At 46.7% G+C, this 18,309-nt stretch carries 19 protein-coding genes, 2 tRNA genes and 1 pseudogene; 2 read left to right on the top strand and 20 right to left on the bottom strand.

The genetic code is table 11. The features are described from left to right. Nucleotides 1-123 precede the first annotated feature (123 nt). The 4 genes from hpt to CQS04_RS14025 are packed head-to-tail and all read right to left on the bottom strand — an operon-like array spanning nucleotide 124 to nucleotide 2,487. Nucleotides 124-666, bottom strand: a complete 543-nt coding sequence (gene hpt, locus CQS04_RS13175; protein WP_100354577.1) for a hypoxanthine phosphoribosyltransferase — start codon at nucleotides 664-666, stop codon at nucleotides 124-126. Beyond that, nucleotides 660-2,027, bottom strand: coding sequence for a tRNA lysidine(34) synthetase TilS (gene tilS / locus CQS04_RS13170; protein WP_100354576.1), 1,368 nt, complete (start codon nucleotides 2,025-2,027; stop codon nucleotides 660-662). Before tilS ends, hpt begins: the two co-directional genes overlap by 7 nt. 20 nt (nucleotides 2,028-2,047) lie before the next feature. Then, nucleotides 2,048-2,332, bottom strand: coding sequence for a hypothetical protein (locus tag CQS04_RS13165; RefSeq protein ID WP_100354575.1), 285 nt, complete (start codon nucleotides 2,330-2,332; stop codon nucleotides 2,048-2,050). A 23-nt stretch (nucleotides 2,333-2,355) separates the two neighbouring features. Further along, nucleotides 2,356-2,487: a hypothetical protein gene (locus CQS04_RS14025; protein ID WP_281257857.1), complete on the bottom strand. Its 132-nt coding sequence runs from the start codon at nucleotides 2,485-2,487 to the stop codon at nucleotides 2,356-2,358. Nucleotides 2,488-2,562: 75 nt separating this feature from the next. Here CQS04_RS14025 and CQS04_RS13160 point away from each other — a divergent pair. Further along, nucleotides 2,563-2,639 (top strand) — tRNA-Met (locus tag CQS04_RS13160). A 10-nt stretch (nucleotides 2,640-2,649) separates the two neighbouring features. After that, nucleotides 2,650-2,721, top strand: a tRNA-Glu gene (locus CQS04_RS13155). 505 nt (nucleotides 2,722-3,226) lie between these two features. On the opposite strand, the gene CQS04_RS13145 is transcribed toward CQS04_RS13155, so the two are convergent. The 16 genes and pseudogenes from CQS04_RS13145 to purR form a co-directional block, all read right to left on the bottom strand. Continuing rightward, entirely contained in the window at nucleotides 3,227-3,664 is a 438-nt protein-coding gene (locus CQS04_RS13145; RefSeq protein WP_094941912.1) for a S1 domain-containing RNA-binding protein, read from the bottom strand. A 98-nt stretch (nucleotides 3,665-3,762) separates the two neighbouring features. Continuing rightward, nucleotides 3,763-4,173, bottom strand: a complete 411-nt coding sequence (locus CQS04_RS13140) for an FtsB family cell division protein (RefSeq protein ID WP_100354573.1) — start codon at nucleotides 4,171-4,173, stop codon at nucleotides 3,763-3,765. A gap of 283 nt (nucleotides 4,174-4,456) precedes the next feature. Next, a complete protein-coding gene (locus tag CQS04_RS13135; protein ID WP_100354572.1) occupies nucleotides 4,457-4,747 on the bottom strand; it encodes an RNA-binding S4 domain-containing protein in 291 nt (96 codons plus the stop codon). A 1-nt stretch (nucleotide 4,748) separates the two neighbouring features. Further along, entirely contained in the window at nucleotides 4,749-6,209 is a 1,461-nt protein-coding gene (yabN, locus tag CQS04_RS13130; RefSeq protein ID WP_100354571.1) for a bifunctional methyltransferase/pyrophosphohydrolase YabN, read from the bottom strand. Nucleotides 6,210-6,214: 5 nt separating this feature from the next. Then, nucleotides 6,215-7,825: a putative polysaccharide biosynthesis protein gene (locus CQS04_RS13125; protein WP_100354570.1), complete on the bottom strand. Its 1,611-nt coding sequence runs from the start codon at nucleotides 7,823-7,825 to the stop codon at nucleotides 6,215-6,217. Between the two features lie 84 nt (nucleotides 7,826-7,909). Then, nucleotides 7,910-8,365: pseudogene (locus tag CQS04_RS13965) on the bottom strand (stage V sporulation T C-terminal domain-containing protein). Nucleotides 8,366-8,447: 82 nt separating this feature from the next. Next, on the bottom strand, nucleotides 8,448-11,969 hold the full coding sequence (mfd, locus tag CQS04_RS13115; protein WP_100354569.1) for a transcription-repair coupling factor: 3,522 nt from the start codon (nucleotides 11,967-11,969) through the stop codon (nucleotides 8,448-8,450). A 54-nt stretch (nucleotides 11,970-12,023) separates the two neighbouring features. Next, nucleotides 12,024-12,248, bottom strand: a complete 225-nt coding sequence (locus tag CQS04_RS13110) for an anti-sigma-F factor Fin (RefSeq protein WP_100354568.1) — start codon at nucleotides 12,246-12,248, stop codon at nucleotides 12,024-12,026. Between the two features lie 46 nt (nucleotides 12,249-12,294). Then, complete coding sequence (gene pth / locus CQS04_RS13105) at nucleotides 12,295-12,858, bottom strand: aminoacyl-tRNA hydrolase (RefSeq protein ID WP_100354567.1); 564 nt, start codon at nucleotides 12,856-12,858, stop codon at nucleotides 12,295-12,297. A gap of 95 nt (nucleotides 12,859-12,953) precedes the next feature. Next, nucleotides 12,954-13,604 (bottom strand): 50S ribosomal protein L25/general stress protein Ctc, encoded by a 651-nt coding sequence (locus tag CQS04_RS13100; RefSeq protein ID WP_342745784.1) that lies wholly within the window; start codon nucleotides 13,602-13,604, stop codon nucleotides 12,954-12,956. A 66-nt stretch (nucleotides 13,605-13,670) separates the two neighbouring features. Further along, nucleotides 13,671-14,630 (bottom strand): ribose-phosphate diphosphokinase, encoded by a 960-nt coding sequence (locus CQS04_RS13095; RefSeq protein ID WP_094941902.1) that lies wholly within the window; start codon nucleotides 14,628-14,630, stop codon nucleotides 13,671-13,673. 30 nt (nucleotides 14,631-14,660) lie between these two features. Continuing rightward, nucleotides 14,661-16,025, bottom strand: coding sequence for a bifunctional UDP-N-acetylglucosamine diphosphorylase/glucosamine-1-phosphate N-acetyltransferase GlmU (glmU, locus tag CQS04_RS13090; RefSeq protein WP_100354565.1), 1,365 nt, complete (start codon nucleotides 16,023-16,025; stop codon nucleotides 14,661-14,663). A 320-nt stretch (nucleotides 16,026-16,345) separates the two neighbouring features. After that, nucleotides 16,346-16,468 carry a hypothetical protein gene (locus CQS04_RS14020; RefSeq protein WP_281257856.1) on the bottom strand — a complete coding sequence of 41 codons (123 nt, stop codon included), beginning with the start codon at nucleotides 16,466-16,468 and terminating at the stop codon, nucleotides 16,346-16,348. Nucleotides 16,469-16,563: 95 nt separating this feature from the next. Then, the gene (gene spoVG, locus CQS04_RS13085; protein WP_094941900.1) at nucleotides 16,564-16,869 is read right to left on the bottom strand and encodes a septation regulator SpoVG; all 306 of its coding nucleotides are present in this window, start codon (nucleotides 16,867-16,869) and stop codon (nucleotides 16,564-16,566) included. A 203-nt stretch (nucleotides 16,870-17,072) separates the two neighbouring features. After that, the gene (locus tag CQS04_RS13080) at nucleotides 17,073-17,450 is read right to left on the bottom strand and encodes a RidA family protein (RefSeq protein ID WP_100354564.1); all 378 of its coding nucleotides are present in this window, start codon (nucleotides 17,448-17,450) and stop codon (nucleotides 17,073-17,075) included. Then, on the bottom strand, nucleotides 17,447-18,280 hold the full coding sequence (purR, locus tag CQS04_RS13075; RefSeq protein ID WP_100354563.1) for a pur operon repressor: 834 nt from the start codon (nucleotides 18,278-18,280) through the stop codon (nucleotides 17,447-17,449). The genes CQS04_RS13080 and purR overlap by 4 nt, the downstream gene beginning before the upstream one ends. Nucleotides 18,281-18,309: the final 29 nt, after the last annotated feature.

Below are 18,309 nucleotides of genomic sequence, written 5' to 3'. Positions count from 1 at the left end.
TCAAAAAATCACATCCCACCTTTTGTGAGATGAGGGTCTTTTTAGGTTAAAAAACTATAGAATATCTTATCATAGGAAAATTAGCACGTACAATGAAATGCCTTTAAACCAAGATACTGAGATTTAGAAAGAATAGACTTCTTTCTTCAGTACGCCCACGTAAGGCAGGTTGCGGTATCTCTCTGCATAATCAAGCCCGTATCCTACAACAAATGCATCCGGTACTAAGAACCCAACATAGTCCGCTTCTAAGTCCACTTTACGACCAGATGGTTTATCTAATAGTGTCACGATTTTAATAGATTTGGCTTTACGGTATTTGAACAGATCAATCAGGTAGCTAAGTGTCTTTCCGCTATCGATGATGTCTTCAACGATGATGATGTCGCGACCTTCGACGCTTGTGTTCAAGTCTTTGACAATTTTCACTTCACCTGAAGAGACTGTTGCATTTCCGTAGCTGGAAACGTCCATATAATCCATTTCCACATACGCATCCACATGCTTCATCAGATCAGACATGAACGGCATAGCTCCTTTCAGAATACCGATTGCAAGAGGGAACTTGTCTGCATACTCTTGTGAAAGTACAGCACCGAGTTCTTTTGCCTTTTCCTGAATTTGCTCGTCCGTCAATAAAATTTCTTGAATATCCTTTTCTAACATGTGGAATCCTCCTGTTTTATCCATATCACCCAAGGGGTTTTGTTCGTTTTATTCAGCTTGCTACTGTAGCGTAAGCCGATTAGTCCTAGTATACCATTCTTTTGTGTGACAAGCAGGGGCCAGCCCTCGCGTTTTTGCTTTGCCACTTTTTCGTCAATAAATAGCCGCGTCACTTTCTTATGGTAGCTTCCTAGATCCAACGTATCTCCCGGTTCTCTCGTCCGAAGGCGAAGTGGAAAGTCCTCATCTTCGAGCTGTAAGTAATACCAGTCTCCCTCGTATTGTTGCTCTGAACGTGTAACAAGAAGCTGTACATTCAAGCTAGTAGAAATCCACTGATCAAACGGTATCGTTTGTTGAACTGGCATCTTGGTTGGCATCTCTTGGACAAGGAGTAACTGATCGTAAGAACGAATGAAACGGAAAGCATTTGGAAGATGGACATACTGGGTACCTGAGGACTGCTGCGCCACGTGGAGAATAGTGTCTATCACGGAAGACGCCAGTGCGGCTGCTTGAGGTTGCAAGTAGTTCCATAGTAAAAGAATGATACGTCTTTGTAAAGCGATTGGAAGCTTGACAAACTCTTTTCTATCAAGGGTTCGAGATGTCTCAGACGTTTCTGTCACAAGCTGTTCAAAATGCAGCCGCGCCTGCTGGTCCAAATAGTCTTGATCTTCTCTTTGACGCTCCACAAATTTCTCAATTTGCTTGGCAACCGACGAATTTTCTTCCTGTAACAGAGGAACGATGTGATGTCGGAAGCGATTGCGTGTATATGTATCGGATGCATTGCTCGCATCTTGTCGATACGGTTGCTGCATTGTATGTAAGTACAGCTCAATGTCTTGGCGAGTGACTGAAAGGAACGGCCGGATGAGAGGTTTCCCTTGGAACGTTCGGTGCACGGGGATCCCTACCCCACTTGCATCAGTCCCTTTGACTAGTTGCATGAACACCGTCTCGACTTGATCGTCCGCGTGATGACCTTGTACCAGAACATCGAATTTCTGTGTTTCCATGATCCACGAAAAATAGGCATACCGCTCTTCGCGGCATACCTGTTGCGTGTTGCCTCCTTGAGATAATCGTTCAGGAACAGCTAGAGTCTTACTATAGACCGGAATTCCTAGAGCTTGCCCCAGTTGTTCCACGAATTCCCGGTCTCCTGTAGAGGCTTTGCCACGCAATTGATGATCGGCGTGCACGATGCCTAGCGACCAACCCATCTCGTGTGCATGTTGGTGATAGAACCGGACTACCGCAACAGAATCAGCTCCACCGGAACAAGCGAGTAAGAGCTTTTTTCCTCGGTAATCGATGTGATATTTTTTCATGAATGTCAGTACTTGCTGTTCCATCGCGGCGCCTCCTTTTTGTATCAGTTTACCACGCGCATCACTTGACGAGGAGTAAAAAGAGACCAGTTCGGGAGTCGTTTGGTGATATGAAGACAAATGACCGTCTGATCGTCGCTTGCCATCCGCAGTACTGCAAACAACCCATCGTGGACCGGAAATAGAAAATGCTGATTGCCGCTTCGTATCGTTCCGTTTTTGGATGAAGTGGCAACATCTGCCGTCACACCGAAGGCAATCGCAGATGTGATAAGAAGCTCTTGATGTTCAAAAGGTTCTACTAAAGTGGTGCGTCCACTGCATTGCATTGGTTCATCTGCCCAACTGCTTACTAGAGCCACGATGTCATGGACTTGTTGCTCGTTGCACCCGATGTTATTGTTCGGCTTCTAGTGACTGCACCAGCTGTTTCGGTTTGACACAATAGTGGAACGGTCTCTTCACCTACCTGATTCCACGCCATTCATGATTTTTTTTCGAAAACGTATTGACTTCTTTCCGCTGCGCTTGTATGATACTAATTGTCCGAAAAAAACAAGGCGGCGTAGCTCAGCTGGCTAGAGCGTACGGTTCATACCCGTGAGGTCGGGGGTTCGATCCCCTCTGCCGCCACCATATATTTTTCGGCCCCTTGGTCAAGCGGTTAAGACACCGCCCTTTCACGGCGGTAACACGGGTTCGAATCCCGTAGGGGTCATCACAAGCACTGATTCGCATAACAAATGCGGGTTGGTGTTTTTTTTATTTAGAAAAGTGGAACCGGCTCGATCAGAAACTCCTCGGGAATCAGACGTGCCCGGTGAGGCGCTCTTTGCCTCATCGGGTATGGCTGATTTTTGAGTGGGTTTCTAGCCGGTGCAACTAGACACCACGAAAAGTGGAACCGGCTCGCCCTTCCTAGTAAGGTTTTAAGGACTTCAAGAGCTTTTTTGAGGGTGAGCGGTCGTTCTTGTACAAGTGAGGCGTTTTCTAAAACATAGAACGCGATTTCTAAGACATGTACTCTCATTTCTAAGACATATAAACGTATTTGTAGATCCGAAGTCGTTTTATGAAAACCAATCCTACACTCAAACACACCCCCAGCTATCCAACCGCCCTTCCTAGCAAGATCTCCCCAAACAAAAAAACCGCCCCGAAAAGGGACGGTTTGACACAATCTATATATGAACACTTTTTTACGCGTAGTCAGTCAATAAAGATTAGCCTCTTTTTGCTCCACGGCCACCACGTTTAGATTCTGTTGCACGCTTTAATGTAGATAGACGCTCTTCGCTATCTTTTAAGAAACGTGACATTTTTGATTCAAAGTTCTCTTTAGGTGGTGTACGATCCCGATCATTTGAACGGAAGTTGTTGTTACGTGGACGTTGTGGTCGCTCAGGACGCTCAGGTCGTTCAGCTTGCGGCTTTGCTTTACGGATAGACAATCCGATTTTCCCGTCCGCTTCAACATTCATCACCTTGACTTCAACCATATCGCCAACTTTTAAGTGATCGTTGATATCTTTGACGTAGTTATCTGCGACTTCACTGATGTGAACCAGACCTGTTTTACCACCTGGCAGTTCTACGAATGCGCCGAAGTTTGTGATCCCTGTTACTTTACCTTCTACCTTGCTGCCTACTTCAATTGACATAAAAAAAATGCTCCTCCTTAAAAATACACTGTGACGCACTGCGCCACGCTTACCTTAATTATAACCAACAAAAAAAGAGTGTCAATCATGGCACTCTTTTAGTCGTCTGATTCTTTATCTTGATCGTCTTTTGGTAAAGTGAAAATTAGTTCATTTTCTTCAGATAGAAAATAGTCTTTGCGCAGCAACTTCCCAATGTACTCGTCATCATTAAGCTTCGCAATTTGCAGCTCCAAGGATTCTTTTTCTTCCGTCGTTTCTACGAGAGACTGCTCCACTTCGATTTGAGTTGCTTTTTTCTCTGCCAGAGTTCTTTGACTCTCAAGCAGCGAATGCACTAAAAATCCGATTATAAGGGATGCAACGACTGCAAAGGCCGCAAGACGACGATAGAGACGTACACGCTGAGCATGCTGGCGTTTCTTTTTCTTTTGGACCGAGCGCACGTATTCGGAATTGATTGATGAAATTTGTTGTTCGAGTTGATTCGTTCGTTCATTTTGGCTCATTCAATTTCCTCCTCCTACGTTTGTTGGCTATATTATACATAAATTGAGCCGCTCTTTGAAGTGCAGTTGGAAATATTTTTGAAAATAAGGGATAGGTCCAACGATAGAAAGTCGCTACAAGTTTGACATAAAAGCAAACCACAAACCGAACCAAGGTCACAAGTACATGAAGACACTTCCAAATGGGCCGTATAAAAAGAAGACTTCCTACCCTCCCAAGTGCCCGCATCGGTTGCTTCACACCATAGCATATAAGATAAAAAAAACGGAGTATGCCCTAAGGCTACTCCGCGTCATCGATAAATTCTGGTTCTACTTTTGCAAGGCGCTCTTCACTTAAGATCGTGAACATCATCGCTGCCTCTTCTTTTTTCGCATTTTCACGAATACTTTCTACTCGAGCCGTCACGACTTTCTGACCAAATCGAATGCGAAGTTCGTCGCCGGCTTTCACTACACTACTCGCTTTTGCTGTCTTACCGTTGATTTCGATTCGCCCCTGTTCCGCCACTTCTTTTGCAAGTGTCCGGCGCTTGATCAGGCGTGATACTTTCAAATACTTATCTAAACGCATATTAATCCCCTCTTTCTTGTTGTTTCGCTTGATTCCAAAACCCGTCTAACTCTTCGAGCGAGTACTCATGGAACTCGCCGCGTCCTTCTCGGACCGAGCCTTCAACAAAGCGAAAACGTCGTTCAAACTTTTGATTGGCTTGCTGCATGGCAAGCTCTGGTGAGAGTTTCAAGAAGCGCGCGAGATTGACGATCGTGAACAACACGTCACCCAGTTCGTCGAGTTGTTCCTCGGCAGTCCCATTCGCAATCGCTGCTTTCCACTCCTGTACTTCTTCGTCAAACTTCTCCCAAGCTCCTGCAATATCCGGCCAATCGAAACCTACTGTAGCCGCTTTCTTTTGGAAATTGAATGATGTAAGTAGCGAGGACTCGTCTCGCTTCTGGTCATCTAACAGATGTGCCACTTTCGGTTTTTCCGTTTCTTTAATAGCCTGCCAGTTCGTTAAGACTTCTCCGGACGAGTTGACCGTCACGTCACCAAACACATGCGGATGCCTGCGAACCATTTTGGCTGCGATACGCTCCAACACATCTTCCATCGTGAAGTAGCCCGCATCTTCGCCGATTTGTGCATGCAAGAACACTTGTAATAAGACGTCCCCGAGTTCTTCGATGATGGCCTCGTCGTCTTGTTCATTGATAGCTTGAACGAGCTCGTAAACTTCTTCGATCGCATAACGCTTTAACGATTCATGCGTCTGTTCGCGGTCCCATGGACAGCCTTCTGGGCTGCGCAAGATAGCTACGATTTCGCGGAACGTCTGCCATTCTTTATAGCGACTGCTGCGTTCTTTTACTGGTGGCACATAGACCGTCGTGAGATTCGACAATTCTACTTCTCGGTCTAGTTCAAAAAGTGGCACCGTGCGAATGACTTCCTGCGACGAACCAGCAGCTGTGACGATAGTCACCGGAAAATCATCTGGGTACTTTTCCATCAAAGTTAACTTCACTTCAGACGCACTGAATGCATCGTAGACTTGCCCAATAAAAAGGTGCTGATTCATTTGAATGTCGTCTCGGCGCATCGCTGTCCCGTCTAGAAGCTGGAATCCTTCGATTGGATCCACACGTACGGCTGCGAATAAAGGGTCCAGGAAGCTTTGACCTCCTTTGATTTCAAGCGTCACAAGACCCTCTCGCTCCGCTTCAATTAGATACTGGACAGTCTGCTCCGCAACGAGCGGATGTCCTGGAACCGCGTAGACAACGTCTTGCGACTTCGAAAGCGCAAGGAGCGTGTCTGCAATCTCGCGGTAGACAGCGGCAAAGTCGTCATGTTTCTCGTAAACTGCGTCGAAACTCGTATAGTTGAGGCCTTCGGCTGCAAGTTCTGCCAGCACCGGATGGTCCTCTGTTCGAACGTATAAAGATGTCGTCTGTTTCAAAAATTTATAAAGGCCGAGTGGCAACTGATCGAGCTCTGCCGCTCCTAGTCCAATGATTGTAATGGTTGCCATGTGATTCATCCTTTCTTACGGTTCAGCAGGAGCTGAACACCTGCCAATCGTTTGCCGAACGGCAACAGATACCATTCTTTCGGGCGCAACATCTGACGTTTCATCGTGATTGTCAAAAAGACGACGACTCCGAGTGTCACGCTAATTAGTGTGATGCCAAGTGCCTGTAACCTGCTTGGTAGTGCATCGAGCACCACCGAGTCGAGCAGCACTTCTACTGCCACTACTGTTCCTGTCATCACGACAAGCGAGAGAGCGAGTCCCGCATAAAATGACATGCCTGCCAGAGCTTCCGGCCACTGCCGCTTCAATTCATAGACGATTCCTGCGAGCGCGACAACCATCGCGATGTTGCCTGCGAGTGCGGCACCTAAAATCCCGTAGTTCGCTATCAGTAAGCTATTGCCCACGACTTTCACGATAAGCGCGACGACGAGCCACGCTGTTGGTCGCCAGATGCGTCCGACCCCTTGCAAGATTGCCATAAACAACAGAATGAGGGACAGCCATAGCACTTGACCACTTCCGACCATCAGCACTTCCGATAAATCCCGAGTCTGAAACAGCGTTTCGTTGACGTATGGCATCGTTAAAATCAAGCCCACCGCAGCGGCGCTTCCGAACAAGACAGCAACTCGGTAAGACAGCTGAATAAATGGCATAGCGCCTCGACCCTGCTGCTGTTTGGAACGACTCGCAATGAGTGGGACGAGTGCAAATGCCAAAGACGTCGTCACTACGATGCCCATCTGAATGAGTGGCTGTACGCGGTCATAGATCCCTTTGGTCTCTTTCGCCTGTTGCAAGTCCATTCCGATAACCGTCAGCTGATTCATCACCGTTAAGGAATCGATGAGCTGCAGCATGAGGAAGAACAAGCTACTGATACTCGCACTGATACTGATCCAGGTTAGGTCACGCACGATGGACCGGGTCGACAGAGTCGACGTCGTTTTCGTAAACAGTCTGCGCTCGTCTTTCGTCAGCCACCAGCCGAGGAGTACAATACCAGCTGCTTCCCCAACGCTTGCTCCAAATAGTGCGACCGCTCCTGTTGCATACAAATCATTGGTCCACTGTAGCACAAGGAGTGCTCCGACCAAGATGAAACCAACTCGGACAGCTTGTTCGACCACTTGCGAGAGGGCCAGTGGCGTCAACCGTTCGGTAGATTGATAGATACTTTTTAATAGAGCTAGAAACGGCATCGCCAAGATGACGACGGCTCCGATACGCAGTAATGGGGCAAGCTTCGTGTCGCCCATCGTTGCAGCAAGCCAGTCTGCTCCGAGTATAAACAACAAGAAAATAACGACAGACAACAACCCGATATACGTAAAACCGACCTGTTTGATCTTCTGGACTGTCGCCTCATCTCCCTGCGCCCGGTAATCGGACATCAGTTTGGCAAGGGCGACGGCAAAGCCGACCGACGTCCAGGTCGTAATCATCCCGATGAACGGGTAGATCTGCTGGTAAATATAAAACCCTTCGTCCCCCACCATGTTTTGGAACGGTACACGGTAGACGGCACTCAGTAGTTTGATGACAAGAGCTGATATGGTGAGCATGGCTGCACCTTTCATATAGCTGGACATTTTCCATTGGGTAGACATGCGTACACCTGCTTACTTCATTTCTCTTACCGTAGTATACCAAATTCAACGGAAAAAACCGCACCTAGATAGGTACGGTTCCTCTCATCCATTCATTTGTTTGGCCAAAAAGCTGGCAGCCGTCTCAAGCGCCTTCATCTCCGGGTCACCGATATAGTGCACCTTCGACAGGATAAACAGGTCGCCAATCATGTCGACATTCAAGACGATGGGCACAACGCCATATGAACGGACTGTCTCTTTGACGCCAGGAATCCATTCGACACTTTCTTCGAAAGACCTGCCACCGCCACTACTTCGTCCTGATCAGTAATCATCACGGGCGTCCCAAGCGTCTCATAGAGCGCTTCGGCATTACTCGCTCGCAAATGTACCTAGCTTGTGAATGGGAGAATACTTTTTTAAAATGATCTCGTCTTCACGGTCCGTAAAAATTTCAAGGGGGTCTCCTTCACGGATACGCATCGTGCGCCGAATTTCTTTCGGAATCACGACACGTCCCAAATCATCGATTCGTCTTACAATTCCTGTTGCTTTCATGTGCGGCCATCCTCTCTTGGAAAACTCTAGCTATCTCTGCCATAGTATGGCGACAAGAAAGGAAAATTATGCACACATTGCGTTAAGATGCCTGACGAATCGCTTGTGGAGACACTTCCATCATTTTTTCGAGCACGTCGAACGGATGGTGCTTGCCGCCTTTTAAATCAATTTTAATGAGGAACTGACCTTGATCCACACCAAAATTGACTTGTTTGCCGTATGCCATCGACTTTTCGTAGAACACCGCTGCGTCAAACTGCTGGGAGGTCTTCTCTGTAAAGCGGACAATCAGCTTGCCACCTTGTTCTTTGATACTCTCGACACCACTTTGGCGGCCCCAAACCTTCATGCGAGCAATACGCAACAAGTTCTCGGCTTCAAGCGGCACATCACCGAAGCGGTCTTGCAGCTCATCGTAGATGTCGTGGTATTCTTCTTCTTTATCGAACGCTTTGATGCGTTTGTACATCTGGATCTTTTGGTAACCATCGGCAATATACGTATCCGGGAGATAGGCATCGAACGGTACGGAAATCTCGATCTCGACGACTTCTTCTTGCTCTTTCCCGGTCCGCTTGCGTTCCACTGCTGCTTCAAGAAGCTGCGTATACAAATCGTATCCGACAGAATCGATAAAGCCGTGCTGTTGAGAACCGAGAAGGTTCCCCGCACCTCGAATGGACAAGTCGCGCATCGCAATCTTGAATCCAGAACCAAGCTCCGTGAACTCTTTGATGGCTTGCAGACGCTTCTCTGCGACATCTGTCAGCACCTTATCTCGCTGGTGCATGAAATACGCATAGGCGACACGGTTCGAACGGCCGACTCGACCACGTAACTGATACAGCTGGGACAGTCCCATGCGGTCCGCATCATGGACGAACAACGTGTTGACGTTCGGAATATCGATTCCCGTCTCAATAATAGTCGTCGTGACGAGCACGTCATATTCTCCTTGCAAGAAACTGATCAAGATGGACTCAAGCTCCGTCTCGGTCATCTGTCCGTGCGCATAGGCAACTCGAGCAGATGGGACAAGACTTTGGATTTCTTCGACCTTGCGTGTAATATCTTCGACGCGGTTATATAAGAAGAACACCTGACCACCACGTGCCATCTCGCGTTCAATCGCTTCTCGCACAAGTGCGCCGTTGTATTCGACGACATACGTCTGGATCGGGAAACGGTTCTTCGGTGGCGTCTCGATGACAGACAAGTCACGCACACCAATCATCGACATGTGAAGTGTCCGCGGAATCGGAGTAGCTGTCAACGTGATGACATCCACAGATGTCTTCAATTGTTTGATTTTTTCTTTGTGCTTCACACCAAAGCGTTGTTCTTCATCGACAATGAGAAGCCCAAGGTCTTGGAACTCGACGTCTTTAGAAAGCACGCGGTGCGTTCCGACTACCACATCGACCAGTCCTTTTTTAAGGCCAGTCGTCGTCTCGGTCTGTTGCTTTTTCGTACGGAAGCGACTCAGAAGGCCCACTTCAATAGGGAAGTCTGCAAAGCGCTCCATCAGTGTGTCGTAGTGCTGCTGTGCAAGTATTGTGGTTGGACATAAGAAGGCAACTTGCTTGCCGTCCATGACAGCTTTGAACGCTGCACGAATGGCGACTTCTGTTTTCCCGTAACCTACGTCTCCACAGACGAGTCGGTCCATAGGGCGTGCTTTTTCCATGTCTCGCTTGATTTCTTCAATCGTTCGTAACTGGTCTTCCGTCTCTTCATATGGGAAAGCAGCTTCAAATGCCTGCTGCAAATCATTGTCGGCTTCAAACGCATGACCGATCTCAGCTTCGCGTTTTGCATAGAGCTTGATCAACTCGTCCGCAATATCTTCAACCGCTTTCGATACTTTTGTCTTCGTCTTCTTCCAGTCCGCACCACCCAGTTTGTGCACTTTCGGCTCTTTCTCGCCGGAGCCCACATATTTCTGGATGAGGTCAATCTGGTCAACCGGTACAAATAACTTGTCATCGCCTTTGTAGCGAATATGCAAGTAGTCTTTGTGGATCCCGTTCATCTCAAGGGTTTCAATACCAATATACTTTCCGATCCCGTGGTGAATATGAACAATCCAGTCCCCTGGCTTGATATCGGAATAACTCTTGATGCGCTCTGCATTCGAGAGCTTTTGACGATTGGCTCGTTTTTTCGGACGTGACTTAAAGAGCTCCGCATCTGTGATGACCGTAATACGCTGCAATGGCAGCTCGAATCCAGCATTCAGATCACCGTCTAGTAAATAAACGCCAGGTTCTGAGAGGTGCGCATCCGGATGCATGATTTTTGAAGACATGTCGTAGTCTTCGAGCACTTCTTGTACTTTTTGCAGACGCTCTTTTCCTTCTGCAAGAATGACAACACGGAAATTCCCTTGCTTCCAGCGCTCCATCTCCCCAGCGAGCAGGTGCATCTGGCCATGGAACTCTTGCATCGGCTTACACGAAAAGCTGAGTGTTGATTTGATGGGAACCCCACTGAAGGTACGTGCAAATAGAGAATAGTAGATCTGCTTCTGCTGCATCCCTTGCATCACAGTTTTTAAAGAAGTGGCTGGTTTCGCTTTATGGACAATCAATCCTTCTTCTAATAGTGACAAGAACCAGTCCATCTCTTCTCGCTCTAACGTTTCTGCAGTCTCTTGAATGCGACCAAGCTCATCGAAGATCACGATAGCGTCTTCATTTACGTAATCCATCAAGTCTGAAGTGTAGCCATCTAGCAGCGGCAAGTACTTCGCCACACCGTCCGGCACTAAGCCGTCTTTCAGTAGACCGATGTCTCTTGAGATATGGTCCATGAACAGCTGTTGTGTTTGCGGGTTCTTTACTTTCTTTAACGATTCCCCGAGCGCTACTTCTAATCGTTCCTTTAAAAGCAGGCGTCTTTCTGTAGACCATAAGTAATCCGTTGCAGGTAAGATGCGAACTTCTTCTAACCGTCCCATAGAGCGTTGGTCATCTGCTGAGAACTGACGCAACGAGTCGATCTCTGTATCAAACAACTCTACACGAATCGGATGCTCGGCTTGAAGCGGATAGATATCGACGATGCCACCTCGCGTAGCAAACTCTCCAGGTGCCGAGACCATACCTTGTCGGCTATAGCCTAGGTCTACTAACGTCTGCAAGAGCGTCTCTGGTTCGATGTCTTCGCCTTCACGAAGTGTGAGTGCAAGAGCTTCCCACTCGGCAACAGGTGTCAATTTCTTACGGAAAGCCGCAACAGGTATGATGTAGACGCCTTTCTTGTTCCTAGCTAAATAATCGAGCGTTTCAATTCGTTCTGCGCGAAGCTCTGGACTAGCGATGGCCATGTCTGCTGCAATCAGTTCATCGGCAGGATATAGGAAGACCTGGTCTTCTCCTAGAACTCGAGCGTAGTCGTCTTTCACTTTTTGGGCATGCAAAAGATTCGGTGCCACGATCAGCACCGATTGATTGGTTTGTTCATAAAGTTGTTGGCCGAGAAGTGTCCGGGCACTGCCCGTCAGACCAGTGATCAATTGATGATCCGTTCCTGCGCGCACCGAGTCAATCCAGTCACGCACTTTCTTCTCTTCTTGTAAAAGCTGTAATAAAGCGTGCATACAGAGTTCCTCCAGTGAAAACAGAAAAAGGCTTTGGAGCTGATTCCAAAGCAGTTACTGTATCCATTTGTTTAGTGAAAAGTAAAGCGGGTTTTGCTCCATCGCATCTCGACAAGCGATACAGACACCATCAACGATCCACTGACCGGGATGTTCTTCTGTGACGAGTGGCTGCCAAGGCAACGATTCTTTTGTTACGGTTTGTACGATTTCCGAAAATGACTCATACGGAATGGCACTCGTCTCCTGCCTGCAGTGCCGGCACCGGCTACGTATCATTCTGCCACCGCCTTTTTACAGACAGTATAAGCAGAAAGAAAGTATTTTATGCCCCGTTATAGTCATTCATCACTTCTAAAAACGGCTTGTCGAGCCAAAGCGTACAAGCATCGGCACTTTTTTTGATGGCAAGTTCCATGTCGGTTTGTTCTTCGTCACGGAAGTTTGCGAGCACGTAATCGGGCACTTTCATTCCTGCTGGTGGTCGACTGATGCCGATTCGGATGCGGTTGAAGTTTTGTGTACCCAAATGCTGAATCAACGATTTAATCCCGTTATGACCGCCTGCACTGCCGCGTTGACGCAATCGAAGCTTGCCTGTCCCAAGATCTAAATCGTCATAGATGACGACGATATCTTCTATGTCGATATCATAATAGTTCATCAAAGGGGCTACCGCTTCACCTGATAAGTTCATATACGTATAAGGCTTCACCAGAAGCACTTTTCCTTTTGGTGTATGCGCAATGGCATAAAGTGCGTGATGTTTTGTTTGGTTGAGTTCAACGCCATATTGTTTGGCCAATTCATCGATAACAAGAAAACCGATATTGTGGCGCGTCTTTTCATATTTTTTCCCTGGATTGCCCAGGCCAATAATCATTTTCATGTGTGTCCCTCTTCATTTCCTTGCGTTATGCTCTCTAGTGTACTAGAAAAGAAGAGGAACTGCCATTCCTGACAATTCCTCTCCTTGAGCACTTCTTATTCAGCTTTTTCTTCTTCAGGTGCTTCTTCTGTAGCTTCTACATCCGTAGCATCCTCTTCAGTTGTCTCTTCATCTTCCGTAGAATCCAGTTCTTCTAGTTCTTCATCAGAACGTGGAGCTGCGATAGAGACTAGTGCATAATCGTCTTCTTCCTGTACATCAAAGTCGATCTTATCGCGAACCTCACCAAGAGTTAAAGTCTCTCCGATGTTCAATTCGCTCACATCTACTTCAATGTGATCTGGAATATCCGATGGTTTCACTTTTACAGTCACTTCACGGTTAGGTTGTGTCAATGAACCGCCTTCTTTCACACCAACAGCGTCGCCGACTGGTGTTACTGTTACAGCAACTTCAAGTTCTTCTGACATGTTGATTGCCAAGAAGTCGGCATGAAGGATCTGACCCTTGATTGGGTCTTGTTGATAATCTGTAAGAACAGCATTGATTGTTTTTCCGTCGACGTCTAATTTCATAACACCGTTACGGCCTACCTCACGAAGTACTTTAATTAATTCGATTTCTTCAACAGCGATTGCCTTGCTGTCTGTTTTATATCCATAGACTACCGCCGGTACGAAACCTTTAGCGCGTAGGGATGTATTTTCCTTCTTTGATTCACGTGTTTGAGTTGTTACCTTTGTCATAGTCATTCACTCTCCTAGTTATACTAGTTAAATGTTTACCCCGTGACGCAAGTTACTAAACATCTATCAATCAAACAATGTGCTAACTGACTTTTCTTCGTAAACGCGAACGATTGCATCTGCAAGCAATTTCGCAATTGAAAGTTCCACGATTTTTGAAGATTTTTGCTCGTCATCTAATTTAATGGAATCTGTAACGACTAGTTCCTTGATGACCGAGTTTTCAATACGCTCCATCGCAGGACCTGAAAGCACTGGGTGTGAACAGCATGCATAGATATCTTTTGCACCGTTTTCTTTTAATGCAGCAGCTGCAATAGAAATCGTTCCTGCTGTATCAATGATGTCATCGATCAGGATCGCTGTCTTGCCTTCTACATTACCAACGATGTTCATGACTTCTGCCACGTTTGGACGCGGACGGCGTTTGTCGATGATTGCAATCGTTGCTTTTAAGCGGTCTGCCATTTTTCGAGCGCGTGTTACACCACCGTGGTCTGGTGATACGATAACGATTTCAGAAGGATCAAAGTTTTTCTCTAAGAAATAATCAGATAGTAATGGTACCGCAACTAAGTGGTCGATTGGAATATCGAAGAACCCTTGAATCTGTGGCGCGTGCAAATCAAGTGTAATTGCACGTGTAGCACCTGCAGATGTTAATAGGTTAGCAACCAATTTCGCTGTAATCGGCTCACGAGAACGCGCTTTACGGTCTTGACGCGCATAGCCATAATACGGAATTACTACATTGATTGTGCGTGCAGACGCACGTTTTAATGCATCTAACATAATAAGCAGTTCCATTAAGTTTTCATTCACTGGAGATGACGTTGATTGGATGACGAATACGTCACTACCGCGAATACTCTCTTCAATATTGATTTGCACTTCTCCATCACTGAAGCGTGTAACCGTTAATTTACCAAGGGGAACTCCAACTTCTTTCGCAATGCTTTCAGCGAGCTCCGGATTCGAGTTAAGTGAGAAAATCTTTAATTTTGAACCTGCGTATTGATAGGGCATGATGATCCTCCTGAGTTTGGTAGATTGGGTTTACTTAATACGTTTTGCGTAACCTTCTTTATTTTCCTGCTTTACGCGTCCAATGGCTAGTGAATCTTCTGTTACATTTTTCGTCACAGTTGTACCTGCTGCGACATAAGCGCCTTTTCCAACCGTCACGGGTGCTACTAAGTTCGAGTTACAGCCGATGAACGCATTGTCTTCAATTGTTGTCTTGAACTTGTTCTTCCCGTCGTAGTTGACTGAAATAGTGCCACACCCGATGTTCACATTCTTACCAATTTCCGCATCGCCCATATACGTTAGATGCGAAAGTTTCGAACCTTCATCAATCGTAGCCTTTTTCACTTCAACGAAGTTTCCGATTTTCACGTGGTTGCCTAGGTCAGAACCTGGACGGATGTGTGCGAACGGACCTACTGCTACGTGGTCTGCAATCTTGCTATCTGTTACAACAGAGGAGTGCACTGTTGTGTGGCTGCCAATGTGCGCATTCTTTAAGTGCGTGTTCGGACCGATTGTGCTGTTCTCGCCAATTACAGTAGACCCCTCAAGCATTGTGCCTGGAAGTAAAACTGTATCGGAACCGATTACAACATCTGCTCCGATGTAAGTAGAGGCTGGGTCGATGATTGTTACTCCTTCACGCATGTGGTGCATAGCCAATCGACGACGCATGTAGCTCTCTGCCTGCGACAAAGCCACGCGGTCATTTACACCAAGAAGCTCATCTGCATCTGCTGCTGCGAATGCGGCAATCGCTTCGCCTTGCTCTTTCAAGATGCTGATGACATCCGTTAGGTAGTACTCACCTTGTGAGTTGTTGTTGTCGACTTTTTTCAAGGCTTCAAAAAGTGCTTTGTTGTCGAAGCAATACGTACCCGAGTTGATCTCTTGTACTTTTTGCTGTTCTGGAGTCGCATCTTTTTGTTCAACGATACCAGTAACTAATTCGTCTACTCCTCGTAAAATACGACCGTAGCCTGTTGGGTCATCCACGATTGCTGTAAGAATTGTAGCTTTTGCCCCTGCTTCGCGGTGCGTTGTCATCAACTGCTGAATCGTTTCTGGAGTAATCAGTGGCGTGTCCCCGCAAATAACAACAGTTGTTCCTTCACGGCCATCTAATACGGCTTCCGCTTGCTGAACCGCATGTGCTGTTCCTAGCTGTTCTTCTTGAACGACATACGTAGAGCGTTCACCCAGTGTGTCCTTCACCATTTCTGCCCCGTGACCGACAACCGAGACGATCTCAGTTGCGCCGAGTTTTTCCATGTTGCTCACGACGTGGTCTACCATAGGTTTTCCACAAACCGGATGCAATACTTTATATAAAGATGATTTCATTCGAGTGCCTTTACCAGCCGCTAATACGACTGCAAATAAATTTGTCATAGTCATCCTCCATGTCGAATTTCCTCTTTTGACTATAGCCGATAAAAATGCATTTTTCAACAATTTCTATATTGACAAAATTGCGAGAAAACATTATGTTTATATGTTTCGATTTTGTGGGCGGGGGATAGGGATGGGGGTTTGTAGTGGAAGGACTGGTTTCCATAAAACGAGGAATGTAAGAGTAGGAGCCGCTAACGTCAGAGTCAGAGCATTTAATGTAATAATCACCTAACTAAAGCATTTCTAAGCAAGCCTGTTCCACATCTTGAGTAATCGAGTTGCACAGGCTAGAAGCACACTCCAAAACCATTCACCCCCTATGAGGCAAAGAACGCCTCACAGGGTGCGCCTGGTTTTAGAGGAGCTTCTGGGCGAGCCTGTTCCACATCTTGAGTAATCGAGTTGCGAACGCCAGAAATCCCCGCGAAAACCGGTCGCATCCATAGAGGCAAAGAGCGCCTCTACGGACACGCCCGGTTTTCACACGATTTCTAGAGTGGCGTTCTCCACATCTAAATATAAAAAAACAAAGCTATTAAGAATAGCTTTGTTCGGCGGCCAAAGGTGCGTCTTCCGCAAGTGGCTGAGCATCTGATTGATGGTAGGCAGCTAGTACCGCATCCTGTACCTTCGTACGAGTTGTGGCGTTAATAGGGTGCGCGATGTCACGGAATTCTCCGTCTGGGGTGCGCTTGCTTGGCATTGCAACGAATAGACCTGCGTTGCCGTCGATGACGCGAAGGTCATGGACCACAAATTCATGATCAAGTGTAATCGATGCGATGGCTCGCATTCTGCCTTCTGTTTCTACTTTTCGTAACCGAACATCCGTTACTTCCACGGGTGTCACCACTCCTCATTCTAAGATGTATTTGTTGTGCTGTTATAAGATTTCTACAAAACTGTAACAATTCCTTCTATTTTATTAAAAAAATTTCAAATAATCTAAAAAGTTTAATGTTTCTTGTTTTCTAGCTGTCGGCTTACCAGTAAACGACAAAAAAAGCAGACTCTCTAACGAGAATCTGCTTTTTTCTTGAGAGATTATTTAGCTACAACTGCAATGACTTCAATTTCAACTTTAACGTCTTTTGGAAGACGCGCCACTTCTACAGCGGAGCGTGCAGGCTTGTGTCCTGCAAAGTGCTTTTCGTAAGCTTCGTTGAACTCAACGAAATCATTCATGTCTTTTAAGAACACCATCGTTTTTACGACGTGCTGTAAAGAAGAACCGGCTTCTTCTAACACAGCTTCTAAGTTTTTAAATACTTGTGCCGTCTGCTCGACGATAGAGCCGTCTACCAATTCGCCATCCGCAGTTAATGGAATTTGTCCTGAACTATAGAACATGCCGTTTACGACCATGCCTTGGACGTAAGGTCCGATAGCTGCTGGTGCTTTTGTAGTGGATACAGTTTTCACGAGTGAGTTCCGCCCTTCTGAAAATAGTTGCCTTCTTCGAGTACGATCGAGCCGTTGCGCTCATCGACTTGCTTTAATTTTAATAAAGAGACGTAATCTTGTACAAGCACTTCGGCAGTGTGTTCCGCTTCAATCAACACGGCCACACCCGCAAGTTCACCGTCAAATTCTGCTAGCAGGCTCTTCATGCCGTTCATGGTGCCTCCTACTTTCATGAAGTCGTCTGTCAGCAAGACACGCTTGCCTTTTTCCATGCTGCGCTTTGACAGGACCATCGTCTGGATGCGGCGTGCAGAACCCGATACGTAGTTGATACTCACCGTCGGCCCTTCTGTCACTTTGCTGTCTCGTCGTACCACGATTACAGGAACGTTCAGATGACGCGCAATGGCATGAGCAATTGGAATCCCTTTGGTAGCCACAGTCATGATGGCATCGATTTTTTGATTCGCATAGACAGTCGCAAAGACTTTACCAATGCGGTTCATAAGGTCGGGGTCACCGAGCAGATCTGTCATGTACAGATAGCCGCCTGGAAGGAGACGGTCAGATTGCGACATTCTCTCTTTCAATTCATCCGTGATCGCACGGATTTCTGTTTCATGTAACTTAGGAATGTATTTCACACCGCCTGCTGCTCCAGGGACCGTTAACAGATGACCTTTACCTCGTGCCTCTAAGGTTTCACTGACAATCGTCAAATCTTCACTGATGGAAGACTTGGCAGAATCATAAAGAGATGCGAAATACGTTAAGGGAATAAGACGGTGCGGATGATCGAGCAGATGCTGGGTCATATCCACAAGCCGTTCACTACGTTTCCACTTCACGTGATTTCCTCCAATTCCGAATATTTTAC

Source organism: Chryseomicrobium excrementi, assembly GCF_002798305.1.
Taxonomy (GTDB): Bacteria; Bacillota; Bacilli; order Bacillales_A; family Planococcaceae; genus Chryseomicrobium; species Chryseomicrobium excrementi.
This window is presented reverse-complemented; position numbering and strand designations above follow the sequence as displayed.

What these genes read in the sequence shown, in the direction of transcription:
- mfd (WP_100354569.1), bottom strand. Translation starts at nt 11,969, where the DNA reads ATGCACGCTTTATTACAGCTTTTACAAGAAGAGAAGAAAGTGCGTGAC.
- hpt (WP_100354577.1), bottom strand. Translation starts at nt 666, where the DNA reads ATGTTAGAAAAGGATATTCAAGAAATTTTATTGACGGACGAGCAAATT.
- pth (WP_100354567.1), bottom strand. Translation starts at nt 12,858, where the DNA reads ATGAAAATGATTATTGGCCTGGGCAATCCAGGGAAAAAATATGAAAAG.
- glmU (WP_100354565.1), bottom strand. Translation starts at nt 16,025, where the DNA reads ATGACAAATTTATTTGCAGTCGTATTAGCGGCTGGTAAAGGCACTCGA.
- yabN (WP_100354571.1), bottom strand. Translation starts at nt 6,209, where the DNA reads ATGGCAACCATTACAATCATTGGACTAGGAGCGGCAGAGCTCGATCAG.
- tilS (WP_100354576.1), bottom strand. Translation starts at nt 2,027, where the DNA reads ATGGAACAGCAAGTACTGACATTCATGAAAAAATATCACATCGATTAC.
- CQS04_RS13145 (WP_094941912.1), bottom strand. Translation starts at nt 3,664, where the DNA reads ATGTCAATTGAAGTAGGCAGCAAGGTAGAAGGTAAAGTAACAGGGATC.
- CQS04_RS13100 (WP_342745784.1), bottom strand. Translation starts at nt 13,604, where the DNA reads ATGACAAAGGTAACAACTCAAACACGTGAATCAAAGAAGGAAAATACA.
- CQS04_RS13125 (WP_100354570.1), bottom strand. Translation starts at nt 7,825, where the DNA reads ATGTCTACCCAATGGAAAATGTCCAGCTATATGAAAGGTGCAGCCATG.
- CQS04_RS14025 (WP_281257857.1), bottom strand. Translation starts at nt 2,487, where the DNA reads ATGGCGTGGAATCAGGTAGGTGAAGAGACCGTTCCACTATTGTGTCAA.
- CQS04_RS13140 (WP_100354573.1), bottom strand. Translation starts at nt 4,173, where the DNA reads ATGAGCCAAAATGAACGAACGAATCAACTCGAACAACAAATTTCATCA.
- CQS04_RS13135 (WP_100354572.1), bottom strand. Translation starts at nt 4,747, where the DNA reads ATGCGTTTAGATAAGTATTTGAAAGTATCACGCCTGATCAAGCGCCGG.
- CQS04_RS13095 (WP_094941902.1), bottom strand. Translation starts at nt 14,630, where the DNA reads ATGCCCTATCAATACGCAGGTTCAAAATTAAAGATTTTCTCACTTAAC.
- CQS04_RS13165 (WP_100354575.1), bottom strand. Translation starts at nt 2,332, where the DNA reads ATGCAATGCAGTGGACGCACCACTTTAGTAGAACCTTTTGAACATCAA.
- CQS04_RS14020 (WP_281257856.1), bottom strand. Translation starts at nt 16,468, where the DNA reads ATGCGACCGGTTTTCGCGGGGATTTCTGGCGTTCGCAACTCGATTACT.
- CQS04_RS13110 (WP_100354568.1), bottom strand. Translation starts at nt 12,248, where the DNA reads ATGATACGTAGCCGGTGCCGGCACTGCAGGCAGGAGACGAGTGCCATT.